Here is a 19,067-nt window from a genome sequence, read left to right on the forward strand (position 1 = left end):
CTGCTGTCATGGCTTGTCCAGGGGCGCTTCGGTAATCAGCCCGATATTGGCTGCGCCCGCCATTTGCAGCGCCGACATCAAGCGTACCACTGTGCCATAACGTACCTGCTCGTCGCCGCGCACCAATACTTCGCTGTTGCTGCGCTGGGACAAAATCTTGGCGACTTCTGCCTGCAACTCTTCCAGCGCCATCGGGTCACTGCCGCGATCACCCACTTCCACGTAATAGGCGCCATTGCTGTCTACCGACACGATGATCGCTTCTACGTTTTTCTCGGCCTGGATCGGGTCGGAACTGGTTTGCGGCAAGTCTACCTTCACGCCTTGGGTCAGCATGGGCGCGGTTACCATAAAGATGATCAACAGCACCAACATCACGTCGATGTAGGGCACCACGTTGATTTCAGACATTGGTTTGCGCCGGCTTTCCGGCATCATCCCCATACCTTTCATAAGGTTACACCCTTGCCTTCAGCGAATTGAGATTCACGATGCTGCTCGGTCGCCGCTGTGAACCCGGCGGTGCAATATGCTGGAGAACTCTTCAGCAAAGGTTTCATAGTTTTTCAGCAGAGCGTCGGAGCGCGCGGCAAAGCGGTTATAGGCGATAACCGCTGGAATGGCGGCGAACAAGCCCATGGCGGTGGCGATCAAGGCCTCGGAAATACCGGGGGCCACTGTAGCCAGCGTTGCCTGCTGCACCTGTGCCAGCCCGCGAAAGGAGTTCATAATGCCCCATACGGTTCCAAACAGGCCGATGTAAGGACTGGTAGAACCTACCGTAGCCAGAAATGGCAAGCTGGCTTCCAGCCGTTCCTGCTCACGGGAAAAGGCCACTCTCATGGCGCGCTGGGCGCCGTCCATTACCGCGTCAGCGTCATGGCTTTGCTGGCGCAGGCGGGAGAACTCGCGGAAGCCAGCGCGAAAAATGGATTCCATCCCGGAAAAGGGCGTGGGTTCGGCGGCCACTTCACGGTAAAGCTGGCCCAGGTCCATGCCTGACCAGAACCGCTCTTCAAACGCCAGCCGTGACTGTTGGGCTTTGCGAAATACCTGAAAGCGTTGCAGGATCAGCGCCCAGGACGCGACCGACGCCAACAGTAATAACAGCATCACCAACTGCACCAGCACACCGGCGTTGGAAATCAGATACCAGACCGACATTTCAGATTCCACCTTCTACTCCCGGTTATTTTGATGATTCTTCAGAGAATTCTTTAATCCATTTTTTGGACAGTATTTCAAACAACGTATTAAACAAATCTTCAAACGTTTCTAAAGCGGCTGTGCGCTCTGCGGCTACTTGCTCTGCTGTACCTGCTGCTCAAGCAGGCTGGTCATATTAGCGGGTAAACGCTGGGGTCGGCCAGTATCCATGGTGACACAAGCGACCGTAACGCTGGCCTCGCACAACAGCTTCTGATCGCACTGGCGCACGACTTGTTCGCGAAACTTCATCCATACCCTACCAAAAGCAATTGGTACAGCGCGAACTTCCAGCATGTCATCAAGCTTTGCCGGCGCGCGGAAATACAGCTCCATACGCTGAACCACATAACTGACGTTGTCGGCTAGCCCGGCACGTAGGCCAATACCGTGGCTGCGAAGCCATTCGGTACGGGCACGCTCCATGTAGTTCAGATAGTTGGCGTGAAAAACAATGCCGCCGGCGTCGGTGTCTTCAATGTAAACCCGTACCGGTAAAACAAAACTGTTGCTGATGAGCTCAGTCATCAGCGGGCGCTCCATTTGCCGCAGGCGGCGTGCTTTCTCCGTTTGCTGCTCCACGGGCTACGCCAAAATGCTGGTAGGCGTGGTTGGTGACCATGCGCCCGCGAGGGGTGCGCAGCATAAAACCCTGCTGAATCAAAAACGGTTCCAGCACGTCTTCAATGGTGCCGCGCTCTTCGCTGATGGCAGCGGCCAGGCTTTCGACGCCCACCGGGCCACCGTCAAACTTTTCAATCATCGCCAGTAACAGACGCCGGTCCATGTGGTCAAAACCCTGATCGTCCACTTTCAGCATGTTCAGCGCCAGGTCAGCTATGTTGGCGGTAATACGGCCATCTGCGCGCACTTCGGCGTAGTCGCGAACCCTGCGCAACAGGCGGTTGGCGATACGCGGTGTGCCGCGGGAACGGCGCGCCATTTCAAACGCACCAGCCTCGTCAATATGCACCGACGACAGCCGCGCCGACCGCAGAATAATACGGGTCAGGTCGGCGTTGTTGTAAAACTCCAGACGCTGGACAATGCCAAAACGATCCCGCAAGGGCGACGTCAGCAGGCCTGCTCGGGTGGTGGCGCCTATTAGGGTAAATGGCGGCAAATCGAGCTTGATCGAGCGCGCAGCCGGGCCTTCGCCAATCATAATGTCCAGCTGATAATCTTCCATCGCCGGATATAGAATTTCTTCAATCGCTGCGCTCAAACGATGGATTTCATCGATAAACAGCACGTCGCCGGCTTCAAGGTTGGTCAGCATGGCCGCCAGATCACCGGCTTTTTCCAATACCGGGCCAGAGGTGGTTTTAATCGCCACGCCCATTTCATTGGCTATAATATTGGCCAGAGTGGTTTTACCCAGCCCGGGCGGGCCAAATATCAGTACGTGATCCAGCGCTTCTTGACGGTTGCGGGCCGCAGTAATGAAAATATCCATCTGCTCGCGTACCGACGGCTGACCTACGTAGTCCGCCAGCAATGTAGGGCGAATAGCGCGGTCCTGAACGTCTTCGTAGTCGGCAGGCTTTGCCGAAATCAGGCGATCAGATTCGATCATTGTGTAAGCGGCTCTTTTATCAGGACTGTTTAAACGCGTGGCAATTGTACAAAGGCTGTGCAGGCTGTCACGTTACGCTGACGCAAGGTTCGGCGCCAGCCCCGCGCGCATTAAAGCCGCGTCATACCGTGGGTATCATGTTGCGCAGCGCCATGCGAATCAGCTGTTCGTTGGTCATGCCGTCTTCGGCAATACGGCTGATGGCCTTGGCGGCTTCCTGGGGTTTGTAACCCAGCGCTATCAAGGCCGCTTCGGCTTCTTCGCGGGGGTCGTTCGCCGCCGGCATGGCGTTAGCGGGCAGCGTTGCACCAGAAGCGGATGCTGCCGTCAGTTCAAATTGCCCTTCCAGCTGACCTATCCTGTCTGTCATCTCGACCAGCAGGCGTTCGGCGGTTTTTTTGCCCACACCGGGCAGTTTTACCAGGGCGCTGGTGTCTCGCGCCTGCACGCTGCGAATAAACTGGCCGGCGTTCAACCCGGACAGAATGCCCACGGCCAGTTTGGGACCCACACCATTCACTTTTATCAGCAGGCGAAACAGGTCGCGATCCAGTCTGGAGGAAAAACCAAACAGGCTTTGAGCGTCTTCGCGAACGACAAAATGAGTGTGTAATGTGAGTTCCTGCCCCGGATCGGGCAAGTTAAGGAAGGTAGAAAGGGGGATATCAATCTCATAACCCAGCCCCTGGCATTCAACCATCGCTTGGGCCGGCTTTTTTTCCAGCAAAATGCCGCGGATACGACCAATCACATCAAGGCTCCTGGCACGGGTGCCGGTTGGATGTCGGTTATTGCTGCCGCATTCGCCCGCTGCGGGCCTTGCCGCCCTGCCCGGCTACGCGCAACAGGCTCTGATTCATGTGAGCGTGGCAAAGCGCTATGGCGAGGGCATCGGCGGCATCCTCCTGAGGCTTGCGCGACAGGCTTAAAAGCACCTGCACCATATGCTGCACCTGGGCTTTTTCGGCGCCGCCGGAACCCACCACCGCCTGCTTTACCTGACGCGCCGAGTATTCGTGCACTTCCAGACCGCTAGTGGCTGCGGCTACGATGGCCGCACCGCGGGCCTGCCCCAGCTTCAGGGCAGAATCCGGGTTGCGAGCCATAAACACCTGCTCTATGGCAAATTCCTCGGGACGAAATTCCGCAATCAGCGTGACCAGGCTTTGAAAAATCACTCGTAGCCGCTCCGCCATGGGTTTTTCACCCACGCGGATGCAGCCGCTGTCGATGTATTCAGTATGCCTGCCCTCGACGCGGATAATACCATAGCCGGTAATGCGCGAGCCGGGATCAACGCCGAGGATTATGGGCACGGATCAGGCGTTACCGTCGACGTTGCTGTTGTCGACGATACGATCAGTACCAGCAATATTGCCTTCGACAGCCTTCGCCGATTTGCGCAGGCGAATGTGCAGCTCGCGCAGTTGCTTTTCGTCGACCGCGCCTGGCGCCTGGGTCATCAGGCAGGTGGCGCTCTGGGTTTTCGGGAACGCAATCACGTCGCGGATGGAGCTGGAGCCTGTCATCAGCATCACCAGACGGTCAAGGCCAAAGGCCAGGCCACCATGGGGCGGGCAACCAAACTTCAGTGCGTCCAGCAGGAAGCCGAACTTGGCGCGGGATTCTTCTTCGCTGATACCCAGAATGCGGAACACTTCCTGCTGCATCTGCTGGTCGTGAATACGGATGGAACCGCCGCCTAATTCGGTGCCGTTCAAAACCATGTCGTAAGCGCGGGACAGCGCGGTGGCCGGGTTGGCCACCAGCTCTTCCGGCGAACACGAGGGCGCGGTGAACGGATGGTGAATAGCGGTCAGGCCGCCATCAGGCAACTCTTCGAACATGGGGAAATCCACTACCCACATCGGCGCCCATTGACAGGTCAGCAGATTCAGATCGTGGCCGACTTTGATGCGCAACGCGCCCAGGGCTTCATTCACCACGTTGGTTTTATCGGCACCAAAGAACACAATATCGCCGTCCTGGCCGCCGACACGCTCGATAATCGACAGCGCAACATCAGCGCCCAGGAACTTGACGATGGGCGATTGCAGCCCTTCAGCACCTTTGACCAGCTCGTTGATTTTGATGTACGCCAGGCCGCGGGCACCGTAAATGCCCACGTACTTGGTGTATTCGTCAATCTGCTTGCGGCTGAGTGAGCCACCGTTGGGCACACGCAGTGCAGCAACACGGCCTTTGTCATCGTTGGCCGGGCCGGCGAACACTTTGAAATCTACCTTGGCGACCAGGTCGTCTACGCTTTGCAGTTCCAGCGGGATACGCAGATCCGGTTTGTCGCTGCCATAGCGGTCCATAGCTTCAGAATGTGGCATGCGCGGGAAGTCTGGCAATTCTACCTGCATGACGTCTTTGAACAGGGCGCGAATCATGCCTTCGTTCAGGTTCATCAGGTCTTCTTCATTCACAAACGACGCTTCTACGTCTATCTGGGTGAATTCCGGCTGGCGATCGGCGCGCAGGTCTTCATCGCGGAAGCATTTGGCGATCTGGTAGTAACGGTCGAGGCCGGACACCATCAGCATCTGCTTGAACAGCTGCGGCGACTGCGGCAGCGCGAAGAAGGAACCTTCGTGGGTGCGGCTGGGCACCAGGTAGTCACGGGCGCCTTCCGGGGTCGCACGGGTCAGGATGGGGGTTTCCACATCCATAAAGCCGTTGCTGTCTAAATAATTGCGGATATAGCTGGTAACCCGCGAGCGGAAGCGCAGGCGATTCAGCATTTCCGGGCGGCGCAGGTCTATAAAGCGGTAGCGCAGACGTACGTCTTCGCCCACATCAACGTGTTCGTCCAGAGGGAACGGCGGTGTAGCCGCGGCGTTCAGAATGGTCACTTCTTTGCCCAGCAGTTCAACCTGGCCGGTGGCCATGTTGCTGTTTTCGGTGCCGGCGGGACGACGACGCACACGGCCAGTAATTTTCACCACGTATTCGCTGCGAACTTTTTCCGCCAGGGCAAAGCTTTCGGGGACGTCTGGGTCTACCACTACCTGCGAGATTCCGTCCCGATCGCGCAGATCCAGGAAGATAACCCCACCGTGGTCACGGCGGCGATGTACCCATCCGCAGAGTGTAACTTCCTGATCGATGTGAGATTCGTTGATCTCACCGCAATAATGACTGCGCATACCGGTTCCCGTTATAGAAGGTGTCTGAGGTTTGAATGCTGAAATATTTTCACGGTGTTCATACCGTAACGTCGGGAAAGCGAGCGAGCGCCCGCCGTTAAGTTGTTTCTGGCTCGCAAAATTTAGCGCGAACGATACTTTAAAAGTGCAACATTATAAACAGAATGGTGGTGAAAATCAGGCCTGTTTGAAGGCCGGCGTTATTGTTGCCTTGCCGCTAAGTGACGCAGCCTTGGTAGGTGACTAGAATATGCGTTATCAACCGTTTTTGGAGTCGTTATTTTGTCGTCCCGCGCTGAGCAGAAAAGCCGTACCCGCCGCGCCCTGATGGATGCTGCCCTAGCCCAGTTAAGCGCCGACCGCAGTTTTGGCAGCCTTAGCCTGCGTGAAGTGACGCGCCAGGCCGGGCTTGCACCTACGTCGTTCTATCGCCATTTCACAGATCTGGACGAACTGGGCATGACTCTGGTGGACGAAGGTGGCGTGGCATTACGCCAGCTGATGCGTCAGGCCCGCCGGCGCATTGTTCGTGACGGCGATGATGGCAGTGCTATCGCGACCTCTATTGATACCTTTATGGAATATTTGCAGGGCAACGCCAACCTGTTCCGCTTGATGCTACGGGAACGCACCGGGCTGTCGGAGCATTTTCGGACGGCGATTAAAGCCGAGATTGATCATGTCGCAACGGAACTGGCCGTGGACTTGCGCCGCTTTGCCGCCGCAGAAGGCCGCCCTCTGGCGGAGCCCAAACTGGTGGCCGAGGCTATGGTGGCGCTGGTTTTCAGCCAGGGAGCGGAAGCGCTGGATGCCAGTGCAGAAATTCAGGAACAGCTGAAAGTTAAACTGAAGATTGAGCTGCGCATGGTGTTGTTTGGTGCCCAAGAAATGGGCACCAAAGGCTACGACAAGGTTTAATTCAGCCTCGCCAAAACCGACTCTAGCAGCTCGCGTACGCGGGCGAGTTCCGCCTCACCATAGGCCACTGGAGGCTGCGTGCCCCACACCGGGCCAGGCCAGGCCGGGTCGTCTTGGTAACGCACGATATGGTGCAAATGAAGCTGCGGCACCATGTTGCCCAGTGCAGCGATGTTCATTTTATCGCCGTCGAACAGTTCCATCATGGCGCGACTGAGCTCTGACGACTCCCACAACAAACGCTGCTGATCAGCTTCTTCAAGCTGATAAATCTCACGAGTGCTTTCGCGCATAGGCACCAGTATCACCCAGGGCCAGGTGCTGTCGTTCATCAAGCGCAGCTCGCACAAACGGCTTTGGCCTAAGCTGTGAGTGTCAGCTTCCAGGCGCTGGTGGAGGCTAAAGCCGTTAATGTTTGCCATGTTGCTTCCCGTTATTCGCTGTGAAACTGGTTGCGGCCGCGGCCGATGGCGTAATACACCAGGCCATGGCGTTCCAGCATTTCCGGCTCGTAGAGGTTACGGCCGTCAAATACAACGGAATGCTTGAGAGTTTCGGCAATGGCTTTGAAATCTGGCGAGCGGAATTCTTTCCATTCGGTACAGATTGCCAGCACGTCGGCGCCCTTGATGGCCTGCTCTTTGGTGCCGCACAAGGTCAGGCGCGCTTCGTCGCCGTAGATGCGCTGGGTTTCTTCCATCGCTTCCGGGTCAAACGCTTGCACGGTGGCGCCGGCTTTCCAAAGATCTTCCATCAAAGTGCGTGCCGAGGCTTCGCGCATGTCATCGGTGTTGGGCTTGAACGCCAGGCCCCACAGGCCCACAACCTTGCCCTTCAGATCGCCACGGAAATAGTGGCTGATTTTGTCAAATAGCACGTGCTTCTGGGCGTAGTTGACGGATTCCACTGCGTTCAGCAACTTGGCCTCGTAACCGATGCTTTCGGCGGTGCGGGCCAGGGCCTGCACGTCTTTGGGAAAGCAGGAACCGCCGTAACCGCAGCCGGGATAAATAAAGTGGTAGCCGATGCGGGGGTCTGAGCCAATACCGCGGCGCACGGCTTCGATGTCGGCGCCCAGGCGCTCTGCCAGGTTGGCAATTTCGTTCATAAAGCTGATCTTGGTGGCCAGCAGCGCGTTGGCGGCGTATTTGGTCAGCTCGGCGGAGCGGATGTCCATGTACACCATGCGATCGTGATTGCGGTTAAATGGTGAATACACCTCGCGCAGCAGGTCTGCGGCACGGTCGCTGTCGCAGCCGATGATGATGCGGTCCGGCTTCATGAAATCGTTGATCGCCGCGCCTTCTTTGAGGAATTCCGGGTTCGATACCACGTCGAATTCCAACGTCAGGCCGCGGCTGTCTAGTTGTGCACGCACTGCAGCTTTGACCTTATCGGCAGTGCCGACCGGTACGGTCGATTTATCCACCACCACCGTGTAATCGTCCATGTACTGGCCGATGGATCGGGCGACCGCGGTAACATATTGCAAATCTGCCGAGCCATCTTCGTCTGGGGGCGTACCCACGGCAATAAACTGCAAGCTGCTGTGTCTTACTGCTTTTTCAGCGTCGGTGGTAAAGGACAAGCGCCCTGCTTCCACTGTGTGCCGCACAATATTTTCCAGACCGGGCTCGTAGATGGGAATCTGACCGTTTTCCAACTTTGCGATCTTGGCCTGGTCCACATCCATGCACAGCACGTTATGGCCGACATCCGCCAGGCACGCGCCCGTTACTAATCCTACGTAACCGGTGCCAAAAATCGTTATATTCATGAATCATTTCCTGCTGTTCTAAGCAAATTAAGGGTAACTGTGAATTCTTGCGGGCCCGGTTCTATTGCTCGCGCTTGCGCGTTTGCCAGATGCCTTCCCACGCCAGCGCGGTGCCCACAATGATGTCCAGATCGTCGTAGTCTGGCTGCCAGCCCAGGGTGTGTTTGATCAGCTGGTTATCGGCCATCAGCGCCGCGGGGTCACCCGCACGGCGGCCACTGCGCTGAACCGGGAAGTCTACACCAGAGAGACGTTTGACCACGCTGATGACTTCATCAACGGTAAAACCGCGGCCGTAGCCGCAGTTCATCACCTGGGACTGACCACCACGGGCCATGTAGTCCAGCGCCATCACGTGGGCCTTGGCCAGGTCTTCCACATGAATATAATCACGCACGCAGGTACCATCGCGGGTGTCGTAGTCGGTGCCGAATACACTCATACCTTCGCGCTGGCCGGTAGCACATTCGCAGGCGACTTTGATCAGGTGGGTGGCTTCCGGCGTGGCCTGGCCCAGCAGGCCATCGGGGTTGGCACCGGCAACGTTGAAGTAGCGCAAAATAACGTAATTCAGGGACGATGCCGCGGCCAGGTCCATAATCATCCGCTCGCTCATCATTTTAGAGGCGCCGTACGGATTGATGGGCACTAACGGCAGATCTTCGGTGAGCACGGTCTGCTCTGGCGTGCCGTAGACGGCAGCGGTAGACGAAAACACCATGTAAGGAATTTGGTAACGATCAACCGCCTGCAATAAATTCAAGGTGTTGCGTGTATTGTTGGCGTAGTACTTCAGGGGATTGCTGACCGATTCCGGCACTACAATGTTGGCTGCAAAGTGCAGCACCGCTTCAAACTGATGCTGGCTGAAGACGGCGTCAATGGCCTCCGGGTCTGCCAGATCACCCACCACCAGTTCGCCGGCGGTGACGGCCCAGCGATAGCCGGTGGAAAGATTGTCGAACACCACAATGTCATGGCCGGCCGCAGCCAGCTGGCGCACTACGTGGCTGCCAATGTAGCCGGCACCGCCGGTAACGAGAACTTTCATCATTTTGCGCGGGATACCCCGTCCTTCAGGGCGGGGAGGGATAGCGCGTCGTGCGTCAGCGCGACTCGTTTTCCCTGTCTCCCTCCTCCTTTCGTTGGTTGGGTTGGATGTGATAGCCGTAGCCATCCGCTCGCTGGGTTAAAACACAGTGGCGATGAGATATTCCTTGAATAGCACCACTACTTGTCTGAATATTGAAGCTGCCGGTTTTACGAACCGCCACACGACCCTGCCAGGTGCCGGCTTTCGTGCCTGCTGGCACCACGGCGCGCACCATATCTCTGGTTTGAAACCCCTGTACTTGCTTCTGTCGCATCAGATATCCACGAGGGAAACCGTGCTTTGTTAAGCGTGTGCGTTTATAACTGCCGCGCCCGGTGGCTTTGATCGCCAAGGTTGGAACGTCCCAACCCTCTACGATCTCGACTTCTCCGACGCAAGCCGCATCCAGCGCGTGTGTCTTAGGAATGTTCAGTCGCCGACGATTGAACTTGGTGCGGCCGCCGGTACCTACTTCAACCGGCAGGCCCGTCTGCTTCAGTGTCTGATGCAATGCCCACCGGGTGGAGTTGACCGCTGAGGCGTCTCTTAAAGGCTTTTTGCACTGTTTGAGGATGCGATCCAGCTTGGCCTGGTGGTTCTTTAGCCGCTTGGATGTGGCAAAGAATGAAACCAAGGATTTCCGGTCCTTTTCCTGATTGCAGGGCCGGCACGCCAGCGTCAGATTGCTGATGCGGTTCGAGCCACCGTTGGCTTTTGGGTCGATATGCTCAATTTGAAGCGGCGTATCGGTATCAGCGCAATAGGCGCATTCGCGGCCCCACTTTTCCAGTAGGTATTCGCGGATCTCGTAGCCGAGCAAGGTGCCTTGCTGGTATTCGACACCGCTGACTTCCGGGTTTTCCATCTTTTGCCTATCGAATCGAACCAGCTCCTGGCTGATAGACACAACCGGCACCAGAGATCGAAGCCGATTCACCAAGCTCCGGGTGGTATCGACCCGATGCTGGAGACTCGGGGCCAGCCAGCCTTTCGGCTTGGTTCGATTCAGAAATCTGGGTGCCCGGTACCGCAGCTGGTTGCGACGCCGGCGGCGAAACGCCCTGCGTTGGTCCAAAGACTTGCTGATCTGGCGGCCGCGATGGACTAATTCCATTAACGCCAGAACGTGTTGCTTCTGGCCGTTTTCTCGAACCACCGCGATCCCGGTGGCCTTGCTGCCGGGGTCAATCTTGATTCGTAACGGCTGTGTGACGTCACCGGTACGGTTTTTCAGCCGGATTGTAAACGGATACGCACGCACCACCACGGCTCGCCTACGGCTGAGCAGAAGCCGTGCGCGCCTTTCGGTGCACGGCATAAGGGGGTGTTTGCGTTTGTCTAATACAAAGACCGACATCGTTTTCCTTTCAATGAATGCCCTTACGGGCCTTGTGACGGAGGCCGAAGCCTCTCTCCCCTCGGGAATGTCTATCACCGGCTCCCGCTTGCGCGGCAACTGAAACCTTCGGCGCTTTGCCTTTCGCCAGCGTGATCCCAGTCTTCCAGAGCGCCGAACTGAGGAAGCATTCGGCGGTGGGTCTTAGCGACCTGTGATAAACGTAGCGGGTTGATTGCCGCTTTCCCTGGTCAACCTGGCGTGTAGGGTGTTCTCTACAAGCCCCGTCCTTTAGGGCGGGGTAGTTGACGTCCATTTACTCCGTTTTGGCTGACTGGCGCCTGAGTTCGCGCCGACGGCTGAAAAAGTCACTGATAATACGGCTGCAAGGCTCTGCCAACAAACCGCCACGGGTTTCAACACGCCAGTTAAGGTGAGGTTCGTCAAAGGTACGCCGGGCCGATTCCACCGCGCCGGCTTTGGGTTCGGTAGCGCCATACACCACTCGGCTGATGCGGCTGTGAACAATTGCGCCCACGCACATGGTGCAAGGTTCCAGTGTAACGTAAAGCGTGGCGCCGCTTAACCGATAATTTTTCAGGTAGGCCGCGGCCTGGCGCAAGGCGCAGATTTCAGCGTGGGCGGTAGGGTCGCAGCTGCTGATTGGCTTGTTAAAACCCGCACCCACTTCCTGGCCGTCAACCACCACGACCGCCCCTACCGGCACCTCGCCCAGGGCGGCGGCCTGCGCCGCCAGCGCAAGAGCTCGGGCCATCCAGTAATTGTCGTCTTTATCTAACTCAGGCATAGCGACGGCTCTGCTGACAGGTGCATGCGGGTGCTTTTAACTCAGTTCAAGGCGAGTTGACCCTCGTTGCGGTTACAGCTCAGGCAAAGTGCCCAGCAAAAGCTGACTGCAAAAAAATCTACGAAGAACCATGGGGGCAGGAAGTTCGTAGGCATCCAGAAAACCCGTTTTATATAGGATAGTATTATAACCACAGGTTTCGTAATGGAAAGGCTTTACCAACACCACACGGGAGAAGGCGATGACGGCACTCAGGAAATAAGAGGCACGAAACGAAAGCCAGGGAAATCGCTCTGCTCAATGCTGCCATCCTCGCGCTTAAAATCACAACCATGTTGTTCTGGATGGGAATCACCATGATACCGCCGGGATTCAGCTGTTGGGTCAGTTCGGAAGGAAGTTCTTCTGCGGCGGCAGATACCAGGATTTTGTCGAACGTCTGCCCTGGAATACCGAGAGCCTCGCCAGCTATCCTGCAGCTTGATGTTGGCAAAGTGATATTTTTCGAGGTTGCTACGGGCCAGGTCCAGAAGCTCCGGAACGAGCTCAACCCCTGTCACAAAACCCGACTTGGCCGTTTGAGCCAGTAGCGCCGTACTCCAGTCCGAACCGCAACCGATATCCAGAATACGGTCGTCCTCTTTAAGCTCCAGCAACTCCAGCATAAAGCGACAGTGTAGGGCTGGGAAATCGTTTGCCCTGCCCCGATGGCAAGGGGATGATCCTCATAGGCCTCATTGAGATATTTCATTGCACGTTTTAGACTCTCCATATAAGATAGCAATTGATTACTATCTTATATGGAGAGTTATCGTAGCCAATCGCCTAAAGAACTTCCCGCCGAGGCACGTCGGCCCATTACCGTCGAGTCTGTGATTCAGCTCGCCGCTTGCCAAGCGGGTTGTGCATACCCTGACTCAGCGCTACGGCGAGCGTCTGATTACTCTCCAAATTTCTGGGGTATGGCGGGCGATGTGGCACATGTCTGTGAGGAGTATCGCTATGCCCAAGAACGCCGGAGGTCTCGATAGTGCTGCACGCATTGTCGCCGGCTTGGCGCTAGCGTGCACAATGTTTTGCCCAGCCCCCAGCCGCGCAGTCACCGTGTCAGCCGGCGACCATGGGTCGCCCAGGCGGCAGTCGGCATCAGCAGCCAGTGGCTTGTTTCTGGGCATGGCGTCCGGCTGGCACTGATGCGGGTCTGGCGAACCCGCGAGTTTGACGAGCAACTCAGTGGTCATGCCTTTGGTTCGGTCGCATTGAGTTTTGAAATTTAAATGACGTAACAGCCTTTGATCAGCAACCCCCCATCCAACGATAAAGGAACACAAATGAGCAGATCAAAATGCCTTTCAGCCCCCGCCATTGCCATAGCTATGGTATTACTCGTCACTGCTGCAACTCTGCGCGCTGAGCCTGCCGAACCCTTGGCTTTGCAGGGTGTAATGCAGCAACTCGGACGTGATATGCAAACGGTTACAGGTGCAATTGCCACGGAAGACTGGGGTACTGTGGCCGAACTTGCACCCAAAATTGCTCGTCATGCCGAGCCACCAATAGCGGAAAAGTTGCGCATCCTAAGCTGGATTGGTAGCGATGCCGGTAAGTTTCGTGGATTCGATGGTGAGGTGCACGATGCGGCAACTGCGATGGAGGAAGCTGCAATGCGCGGCGACGGCCAAGATGTTATTAGTGCATTTTCCGAGGTGCAGCTAAGCTGTCTGGGGTGTCACCAGAATTTCCGTGAGCCGTTCATTAAGCATTTTTATGGGCGACGCTGAAGAAAACAACGCAACCGTAGAGCAAGGAGTACAAGTATGAGTAAACGTGTGATAGCGAGCAGCTACACCATGATGAGCGCCTCATTACGTAGTCGTGGACGACGATTTCGAACCGTCGCAGCGGCTGCCCTCCTGGGGAGCCTGGCACTGAACGGAGCCGTTGTTGCTGCGGAGCCGGTGGGGCCCGATCTGACTGAGAAGCTGCGTGGACTGCTGGCAAAGGAGATGATCGAGATAGAGACGGCGATGAAGGCGACCTACAGCGCCATCATCCAGGGCAGGCACCACGAGGTGGAGCAGAAAGGGCAGGCCATCCACGACAGCTTCATCCTCGCGCAGTCTCTGACCAAGCAAGATCGCCAGGATCTAAAGACGGCGGTGCCCGAGGAGTTCCTGAAGATGGATACGCACTTCCACCAGCTAGCAGCAGCACTGGCTGAGGCGGGGAAACAGCAGAATACTCAGGCCCAGGCCGAAACCTTCAACCGCATGACCGAATCCTGCGTGGCTTGCCACAGTCAGTATGTGACAGATCGATTTGACGGATTGAAGGAGCAGTCGGTTCCTCAAGCGTGGGGTCACGCCACTGAATAGTTTCCTTGAACGCCGAGCGCGGTTGTTTTGAGCCGCGCATCGGTATGCACAAAGACTACGACTGGTCACCTTCCAACTAGCTGGAAAGGCTCATGGACCTGCGAAACAGCGCCAGGCTGGCTCCGAAGAAGGCGATTCCCAGCCCCGCCATCATCGACAACTCGAACCATACGGTATCCGGACCTGCGCCACGGAACACCACGGCCTTGGCAAACGCGAGAAAGTGTCGCGAAGGCAGCGCCAGCGTCAGGCGCTGGACAATATCAGGCTGGCTTTCGATCGCGCCCATACCGCCAGAAAGCATAATGATCGGGATAATCACCATGATCACCAGCAGAGCGAACTGGGCCATGCTGCGCGCCATTGTGCCCAGGAACATTCCGATGGCAGCGGCGGCGGCAAGATACACGGTCGTGCCCGCCAGCAACAGCGGCACAGACCCGGCCACAGGCACTTTCAGAATCTGCTGGACGACAAAAACAAGCGACAAGGTGAACGCCCCCAATACCACCACAACGTTGGCCAGTACCTTGGAAAGTGCGATTTCGAACGGCGTGAGCGGCATGACCATCAGATGCTCGATGGTGCCCTGCTCGCGCTCACGCAGCATCGCCGCACCTGTCAGCGCGATGGTGAGCAGCGATAACTGATTGAGCAACGACGAGACTGCTTTAAACCACACTGGATTGCCGTTGGGGTTAAATGCCCGGCGCAACTCAAGCTGTACCGAGGGTTCCGGGGCCTCAGGACTGCCCGACAGGAATTCCCGGCTTTCGGATATCAGAATATTGGTAATGTAATCGGTGCCGAGCTCCGCCTGCGAGACGGCCGTTGCGTCTACCTCAAGCTGGGCTGCAGGCATCAGGCCGGCGATCACGTCGGCCTCAAATCCCGGCGGGAAGCTGAGGACAAACATGATTCGCCCGGCGTCCATCTCGGCTGCCACCTGATCCGATGAAATCACAATGGGCGGCTGAAACCAGGGTGGCTCCAAAGCATCCCTCACTTGCCGAGTAAGCGACGAATGATCTTCATCGACAATGGCGATCGCCGCATTGTAGACCGTATCACCCGCTCCGCTGGCCTCCAGAATAACGGCTACCACAAACGACCACAGGATCAGGATAACCATCACCGGGTCGCCAAGAACACTTTTCAATTCCTTACCCGCGAGCCAGAAAATATTGGCGAGACGCTTCATACTTACTTCTCCTGCTTACGCAGCGCCAGCACGGCCAATCCTGTCAGAACAGGGCCAAAAGCGGCGAGACGCAAGAGATGACCAGACAGATCCGAAAATCCCAGCCCCTTAGTAAAGGTGCCAACGCTGACTCCCATGTACCAGGTTGTTGGCCAAAAAGTGCCGACCACCTGTGCCGCACCCTCCAGCGAGGAAACCGGGGTAATCATTCCGGAAAACTGCAGGGTTGGCATGACTGACAAAATGGCCGCCGCAAAAACAGCCGTTACCTGGGTTTTGGCAATCATGGATACCAACAGGCCGTACCCCGTTGCGGCGACGGCGTATAACAACGCTCCAAAAACCAGCGTGAGAGGTGCGCCCTTCAGCGGAACTCCAAGAACCGTTACCAGCAGCGCCGTCAGGATCACAAAATTCAAAAGCGTGATAACAATATAGACCAACTGTTTACCAATCAGGAATTCGGCACGGCTGGTGGGCGTTACGTAAAAATTGGTGATTGTTCCTATCTCTTTTTCGCGGGCCACACTGACCGCCATCAGGATCGCCGGGAACAGCAGCAGCAGCAGCGGCGGAATTGACGGGCCAATCGCCGGCAGGCTTTCCATAGCCGGGTTGTAGTGAAAGCGTGGGATCAAGGTCGCCGGCGGAGCCGCATCCGGTGATCGGGGTATCGTCAAATCGGTCAGCGCCAATGCCGATTTCGCGTCAACACCCACGACATGGGCATGAGCGTTCATAACATAGCTTTCCACGGTGCCGGCCCGGTTGGTATCTGCGCCGTCGATCAGCGCAGCAATCTCGGTTATCTCAGCCCCTCGCACCGATCTTCCAAATTCAGGCGGTATCTGGATAGCAAGCGCCAGTTCGCCGCTTTTGAGCCGTTGTTCGAGTTCTTCGATATTGCTGATGGCTGATCGCCTCAGAAACCATTCCGACTCCTCAAACCCCGAAATATAGGCACGGCTTTCGGGACTCCGGTCCTGATCGAAAGCGGCAAAGGGAATGTTGCGCACTTCCTGCGAGTCAGCATTTTCATGGTGGTGGTTTTGCCGCAGCCATTCGACCCCAGAAAACCGAAAATCTCACCGCGGGCAATCTCGAAACTGACGGAGTCCACGGCGGTGAAATCGCCGAATCGCTTGGTCAGGTTGTGCGCCCTGATGGCCGGGCGCTCATTCTCCCCGCCCGCTAAAACCGGAGCACGTGAAGCATGCTGATGCGCAGGGATCGATTCAGATTCACAACCCAGTAATGCTACATACGCGGCTTCCACTGTGCTGATTGCTGTCTGAGCAAGTAATTCATTGGGGTTACCGGAGGCCAGGACGCGTCCGTTGTTCATGGCGACAAGATGCCCAAAACGTGCGGCCTCTTCCATATAGGCAGTAGAGACGAGAACACTCATCTGTGGCCGATCGGCGCGGATGGTATCGATCAGATCCCAGAACTGACTTCGTGACAGCGGATCCACACCGGTTGTCGGTTCGTCCAGCAACAGGAAATCCGGATCGTGAATCAGCGCAGCGCAAAGCCCCAACTTCTGTTTCATCCCACCCGATAGCTTGCCCGCTGGCCGATTCATGAATGAGTCCAGACCCGTTGCCTGGGTCAGCTGGACAATTCGCGCCTTGCGCTCAGATTTGTTCAGTCCAAACAGCTTGCCGAAGAAATCGAGATTCTCCTGCAAGGTAAGATCGTGATAAAGATTGCGCCCCAGCCCTTGGGGCATGAAGGCAATTCGACTCCCTGCATCGGCCTGGTGGCATTTTTTCGACATATCGCCGTCCGGTCCGATCGAGCCAACCATGTGCCCGTCGGGCAGGTCCAGAGTGACGTCATTGAGCGCACAGACCTTGCCGTAGCGATGACTCACATTAGCAACGCGTGCAACCAATGTTGTCAAACTGTCGGCGGCATTCATTTTTCAGATTCCTCAGATACCTCATCGGCTGACGTAGAGGGCCCGGCTGGCCCAGGCAGAACTTTAGCTACCGGTGGCGTCAGCCCCTCTGGCCAGTCAGGCAAGGTTCCGTCCGAACCAGACAGCCGAACCCAGGCAACGCCGCGCACTCCGGTTTTTACCTGTGCGAGTCTTGCTGCAACCATCTCCGGGGGAATGCGCACACGAATGCGGAACATGAGGCTCTCGCGCTCCTCCAGAGTCTCAACCTGTTTTGGTGTGAACTGGGCCTGGGGCGCAACGAAACTGACAACCGCCGGTATCGCCATATCGGGCATGATATCCGCCACAATCCGCGCTTCATCACCCAACTGCACTTTTGGTGCGGCATTGGCAGGCAAGAAAAACTCCATATAAACGTCACCAAGGCTGACCAGCGTCAGCACCTTGCCACCGCTGCCCAGGACTTCACCGGGTTGGGCAAGACGATAGAGCACGCGCCCCGCTTGCGTTGCATAAAGCGTGCTGTCGGCAATGCGAGCCTCAATTTCCTGCAAAGCGGCTTCTTCCGCATCAACAACCCGCTGTTTCGCAACCACTTCGGCATGCCCTGCGACCAGAACGGACTCGGCGACTTTGGCTTCCATCCGCCGAATATCCAATTCCTCGCGGGTTACGACGCCCCGTTTGCTCAAGGTTTCCGCACGGGCCAGATTACTCTCCGACAAGGCAAGTTTGGCTTTGGCCTGAGTAACACCAACGTTCGCCACAGCTACAGCTGCCTCTGCGCTTGCCACAGCAGCCTGTGCCCGTCTTTGTTGCGCTACCAGTTCGGTCGTATCCATCACTGCCAGCACGTCGCCAGGCCGCACCAGATCACCTTCACGTACGGCGATGTCCGAAACCCGGGCTGCCAGACGCGTCGAAACGTCAACCAGGTCGGCTTCAATCCGACCATTACCACGGGCGAAACCGTCAGGTGGCGTGTTATCCGGCGCCAACAGCACCTTCTAGATGGCGTAGCCCAGGAATGCCACCAGAACGGCCAGAACAAGAACAGTGGAAATTTTGCGCGACATAACTATTCACCTCATTTTTCCAGATCTGCGCAGATAATTCCGCGCCGGTAAATGGCAAACACACGCGGAGCATCAAGACGCATCTGCTCCATGTCGCCAGCGATCAGTGACTGCATGATCAACCCCTGGATGGTGCCGATAAACAACGTGGCAGCAGCCTGATTATCAAGCTCGGAGGGAAGTTCATCGCGCGATTTTGCCGTCTCAAAAAGCACATCCAGGCGCTCCGCGTACTGTTTCAGCAGCGCGTGTACCAGGCGCTTCGCCGGCGTCGATTTGGCCCCCTGAAGCTCACCGAACAGCATACGGGGAGCCCCCGGATGCTCAGACACAAAAGCGATATGAGCCAGGAACATGGCCTCCATGGCTTCAAGGGGTGATTCAACCCCTTCTGCAGCTTTCTCGATCCGAGACATCAGACGCTCGGAAACCCATTTCATGACCGCCTGCCATATCGCTTCTTTATTCGGGAAATGCCGGAAGAGTGCTCCCTGGGTCAGCTTCATGTGTTTGGCGATGGCCGCCGTTGTTATATCGCCCGGGTTCGTCGAAGCAGCGAGGTCAATCACCGCCTCAACGGTGACGTTGCGACGCTCCTCAGCCGGAAGGTTCTTTTGTCTGGTCTTATCCATTACGCCCTCTC

Annotated in this window: 21 protein-coding genes and 2 pseudogenes; 4 read left to right on the forward strand and 19 right to left on the reverse strand. The window is 56.8% G+C overall.

Annotated elements, in window-relative coordinates; all coding sequences use genetic code 11:
- Window positions 1–6 precede the first annotated feature (6 nt).
- The 7 genes from tolR to aspS all read right to left on the reverse strand — a co-directional run bounded on the left by tolR (window position 7) and on the right by aspS (window position 5,934).
- Entirely contained in the window at window positions 7–453 is a 447-nt protein-coding gene (gene tolR / locus ATG98_RS20650; protein ID WP_098424270.1) for a protein TolR, read from the reverse strand.
- A 33-nt stretch (window positions 454–486) separates the two neighbouring features.
- The gene (gene tolQ, locus ATG98_RS20655) at window positions 487–1,164 is read right to left on the reverse strand and encodes a protein TolQ (protein WP_416376606.1); all 678 of its coding nucleotides are present in this window, start codon (window positions 1,162–1,164) and stop codon (window positions 487–489) included.
- Between the two features lie 135 nt (window positions 1,165–1,299).
- The gene (ybgC, locus tag ATG98_RS20660) at window positions 1,300–1,734 is read right to left on the reverse strand and encodes a tol-pal system-associated acyl-CoA thioesterase (RefSeq protein ID WP_098421675.1); all 435 of its coding nucleotides are present in this window, start codon (window positions 1,732–1,734) and stop codon (window positions 1,300–1,302) included.
- Complete coding sequence (gene ruvB, locus ATG98_RS20665) at window positions 1,727–2,782, reverse strand: Holliday junction branch migration DNA helicase RuvB (protein ID WP_098424271.1); 1,056 nt, start codon at window positions 2,780–2,782, stop codon at window positions 1,727–1,729. Before ruvB ends, ybgC begins: the two co-directional genes overlap by 8 nt.
- A gap of 121 nt (window positions 2,783–2,903) precedes the next feature.
- The gene (gene ruvA, locus ATG98_RS20670) at window positions 2,904–3,533 is read right to left on the reverse strand and encodes a Holliday junction branch migration protein RuvA (protein ID WP_098424272.1); all 630 of its coding nucleotides are present in this window, start codon (window positions 3,531–3,533) and stop codon (window positions 2,904–2,906) included.
- 37 nt (window positions 3,534–3,570) lie between these two features.
- Window positions 3,571–4,098: a crossover junction endodeoxyribonuclease RuvC gene (ruvC, locus tag ATG98_RS20675; RefSeq protein WP_007352044.1), complete on the reverse strand. Its 528-nt coding sequence runs from the start codon at window positions 4,096–4,098 to the stop codon at window positions 3,571–3,573.
- 3 nt (window positions 4,099–4,101) lie between these two features.
- A complete protein-coding gene (aspS, locus tag ATG98_RS20680) occupies window positions 4,102–5,934 on the reverse strand; it encodes an aspartate--tRNA ligase (RefSeq protein WP_098424273.1) in 1,833 nt (610 codons plus the stop codon).
- A gap of 282 nt (window positions 5,935–6,216) precedes the next feature.
- Here aspS and fabR point away from each other — a divergent pair, with 282 nt between their 5' ends.
- Window positions 6,217–6,852 carry an HTH-type transcriptional repressor FabR gene (gene fabR / locus ATG98_RS20685; protein ID WP_098424274.1) on the forward strand — a complete coding sequence of 212 codons (636 nt, stop codon included), beginning with the start codon at window positions 6,217–6,219 and terminating at the stop codon, window positions 6,850–6,852.
- Here fabR and ATG98_RS20690 read toward each other — a convergent pair.
- The 7 genes and pseudogenes from ATG98_RS20690 to ATG98_RS23095 all read right to left on the reverse strand — a co-directional run.
- Window positions 6,849–7,274: an HIT domain-containing protein gene (locus ATG98_RS20690; protein WP_098418820.1), complete on the reverse strand. Its 426-nt coding sequence runs from the start codon at window positions 7,272–7,274 to the stop codon at window positions 6,849–6,851. The genes fabR and ATG98_RS20690 overlap by 4 nt on opposite strands.
- An 11-nt stretch (window positions 7,275–7,285) precedes the next feature.
- A complete protein-coding gene (locus tag ATG98_RS20695; protein WP_098424275.1) occupies window positions 7,286–8,629 on the reverse strand; it encodes a UDP-glucose dehydrogenase family protein in 1,344 nt (447 codons plus the stop codon).
- A 61-nt stretch (window positions 8,630–8,690) separates the two neighbouring features.
- Entirely contained in the window at window positions 8,691–9,680 is a 990-nt protein-coding gene (gene galE / locus ATG98_RS20700; RefSeq protein ID WP_098421676.1) for a UDP-glucose 4-epimerase GalE, read from the reverse strand.
- Window positions 9,681–9,735: 55 nt separating this feature from the next.
- Window positions 9,736–11,079, reverse strand: coding sequence for an RNA-guided endonuclease IscB (iscB, locus tag ATG98_RS20705; RefSeq protein WP_098424276.1), 1,344 nt, complete (start codon window positions 11,077–11,079; stop codon window positions 9,736–9,738).
- A 295-nt stretch (window positions 11,080–11,374) separates the two neighbouring features.
- Window positions 11,375–11,866, reverse strand: a complete 492-nt coding sequence (tadA, locus tag ATG98_RS20715) for a tRNA adenosine(34) deaminase TadA (protein ID WP_098418823.1) — start codon at window positions 11,864–11,866, stop codon at window positions 11,375–11,377.
- Window positions 11,867–12,050: 184 nt separating this feature from the next.
- Entirely contained in the window at window positions 12,051–12,416 is a 366-nt protein-coding gene (locus tag ATG98_RS22640; RefSeq protein WP_143751515.1) for a hypothetical protein, read from the reverse strand.
- Window positions 12,352–12,638, reverse strand: a pseudogene (locus ATG98_RS23095) (protein-L-isoaspartate O-methyltransferase family protein); the annotation flags it as partial. The gene ATG98_RS22640 and the pseudogene ATG98_RS23095, both read right to left, overlap by 65 nt.
- Window positions 12,639–12,930: 292 nt before the next feature.
- Here ATG98_RS23095 and ATG98_RS20725 point away from each other — a divergent pair.
- Genes ATG98_RS20725 through ATG98_RS20735 form a run of 3 tightly spaced genes read left to right on the forward strand, consistent with a single transcriptional unit; the run spans window position 12,931 to window position 14,241 of the window.
- Window positions 12,931–13,143 (forward strand): lipid A-modifier LpxR family protein, encoded by a 213-nt coding sequence (locus ATG98_RS20725; protein ID WP_228706230.1) that lies wholly within the window; start codon window positions 12,931–12,933, stop codon window positions 13,141–13,143.
- Window positions 13,144–13,197: 54 nt separating this feature from the next.
- Window positions 13,198–13,647, forward strand: a complete 450-nt coding sequence (locus ATG98_RS20730; protein ID WP_098418825.1) for a cytochrome c — start codon at window positions 13,198–13,200, stop codon at window positions 13,645–13,647.
- Window positions 13,648–13,683: 36 nt separating this feature from the next.
- Complete coding sequence (locus ATG98_RS20735) at window positions 13,684–14,241, forward strand: cytochrome c (RefSeq protein ID WP_098418826.1); 558 nt, start codon at window positions 13,684–13,686, stop codon at window positions 14,239–14,241.
- 76 nt (window positions 14,242–14,317) lie between these two features.
- On the opposite strand, the gene ATG98_RS20740 is transcribed toward ATG98_RS20735, so the two are convergent.
- From ATG98_RS20740 to ATG98_RS20755, 5 genes and pseudogenes are all read right to left on the reverse strand, one after another.
- Entirely contained in the window at window positions 14,318–15,442 is a 1,125-nt protein-coding gene (locus tag ATG98_RS20740) for an ABC transporter permease (protein WP_098418827.1), read from the reverse strand.
- A gap of 2 nt (window positions 15,443–15,444) precedes the next feature.
- Window positions 15,445–16,458: an ABC transporter permease gene (locus tag ATG98_RS23100; protein WP_416376587.1), complete on the reverse strand. Its 1,014-nt coding sequence runs from the start codon at window positions 16,456–16,458 to the stop codon at window positions 15,445–15,447.
- A gap of 8 nt (window positions 16,459–16,466) precedes the next feature.
- Window positions 16,467–17,366 (reverse strand): annotated as a pseudogene (locus ATG98_RS23105) (ATP-binding cassette domain-containing protein); the annotation flags it as partial.
- A complete protein-coding gene (locus ATG98_RS20750) occupies window positions 17,363–18,346 on the reverse strand; it encodes an HlyD family secretion protein (RefSeq protein ID WP_218925907.1) in 984 nt (327 codons plus the stop codon). The gene ATG98_RS20750 and the pseudogene ATG98_RS23105, both read right to left, overlap by 4 nt.
- A gap of 89 nt (window positions 18,347–18,435) precedes the next feature.
- Entirely contained in the window at window positions 18,436–19,056 is a 621-nt protein-coding gene (locus ATG98_RS20755) for a TetR/AcrR family transcriptional regulator (protein ID WP_098418828.1), read from the reverse strand.
- Window positions 19,057–19,067: the final 11 nt, after the last annotated feature.

Origin of the sequence: Marinobacter sp. LV10R520-4, from assembly GCF_002563815.1 — a bacterium.
Lineage (GTDB): Bacteria > Pseudomonadota > Gammaproteobacteria > Pseudomonadales > Oleiphilaceae > Marinobacter.

Bases quoted from the DNA above. Each gene is read 5' to 3' on its own strand.
- ruvB (WP_098424271.1), bottom strand. From the start codon at position 2,782: ATGATCGAATCTGATCGCCTGATTTCGGCAAAGCCTGCCGACTACGAA.
- iscB (WP_098424276.1), bottom strand. From the start codon at position 11,079: ATGTCGGTCTTTGTATTAGACAAACGCAAACACCCCCTTATGCCGTGC.
- ATG98_RS20695 (WP_098424275.1), bottom strand. From the start codon at position 8,629: ATGAATATAACGATTTTTGGCACCGGTTACGTAGGATTAGTAACGGGC.
- tadA (WP_098418823.1), bottom strand. From the start codon at position 11,866: ATGCCTGAGTTAGATAAAGACGACAATTACTGGATGGCCCGAGCTCTT.
- ATG98_RS20690 (WP_098418820.1), bottom strand. From the start codon at position 7,274: ATGGCAAACATTAACGGCTTTAGCCTCCACCAGCGCCTGGAAGCTGAC.
- tolR (WP_098424270.1), bottom strand. From the start codon at position 453: ATGAAAGGTATGGGGATGATGCCGGAAAGCCGGCGCAAACCAATGTCT.
- ATG98_RS20740 (WP_098418827.1), bottom strand. From the start codon at position 15,442: ATGAAGCGTCTCGCCAATATTTTCTGGCTCGCGGGTAAGGAATTGAAA.
- aspS (WP_098424273.1), bottom strand. From the start codon at position 5,934: ATGCGCAGTCATTATTGCGGTGAGATCAACGAATCTCACATCGATCAG.
- ATG98_RS20755 (WP_098418828.1), bottom strand. From the start codon at position 19,056: ATGGATAAGACCAGACAAAAGAACCTTCCGGCTGAGGAGCGTCGCAAC.
- ATG98_RS20735 (WP_098418826.1), top strand. From the start codon at position 13,684: ATGAGTAAACGTGTGATAGCGAGCAGCTACACCATGATGAGCGCCTCA.
- galE (WP_098421676.1), bottom strand. From the start codon at position 9,680: ATGAAAGTTCTCGTTACCGGCGGTGCCGGCTACATTGGCAGCCACGTA.
- tolQ (WP_416376606.1), bottom strand. From the start codon at position 1,164: ATGTCGGTCTGGTATCTGATTTCCAACGCCGGTGTGCTGGTGCAGTTG.
- ybgC (WP_098421675.1), bottom strand. From the start codon at position 1,734: ATGACTGAGCTCATCAGCAACAGTTTTGTTTTACCGGTACGGGTTTAC.
- ATG98_RS20730 (WP_098418825.1), top strand. From the start codon at position 13,198: ATGAGCAGATCAAAATGCCTTTCAGCCCCCGCCATTGCCATAGCTATG.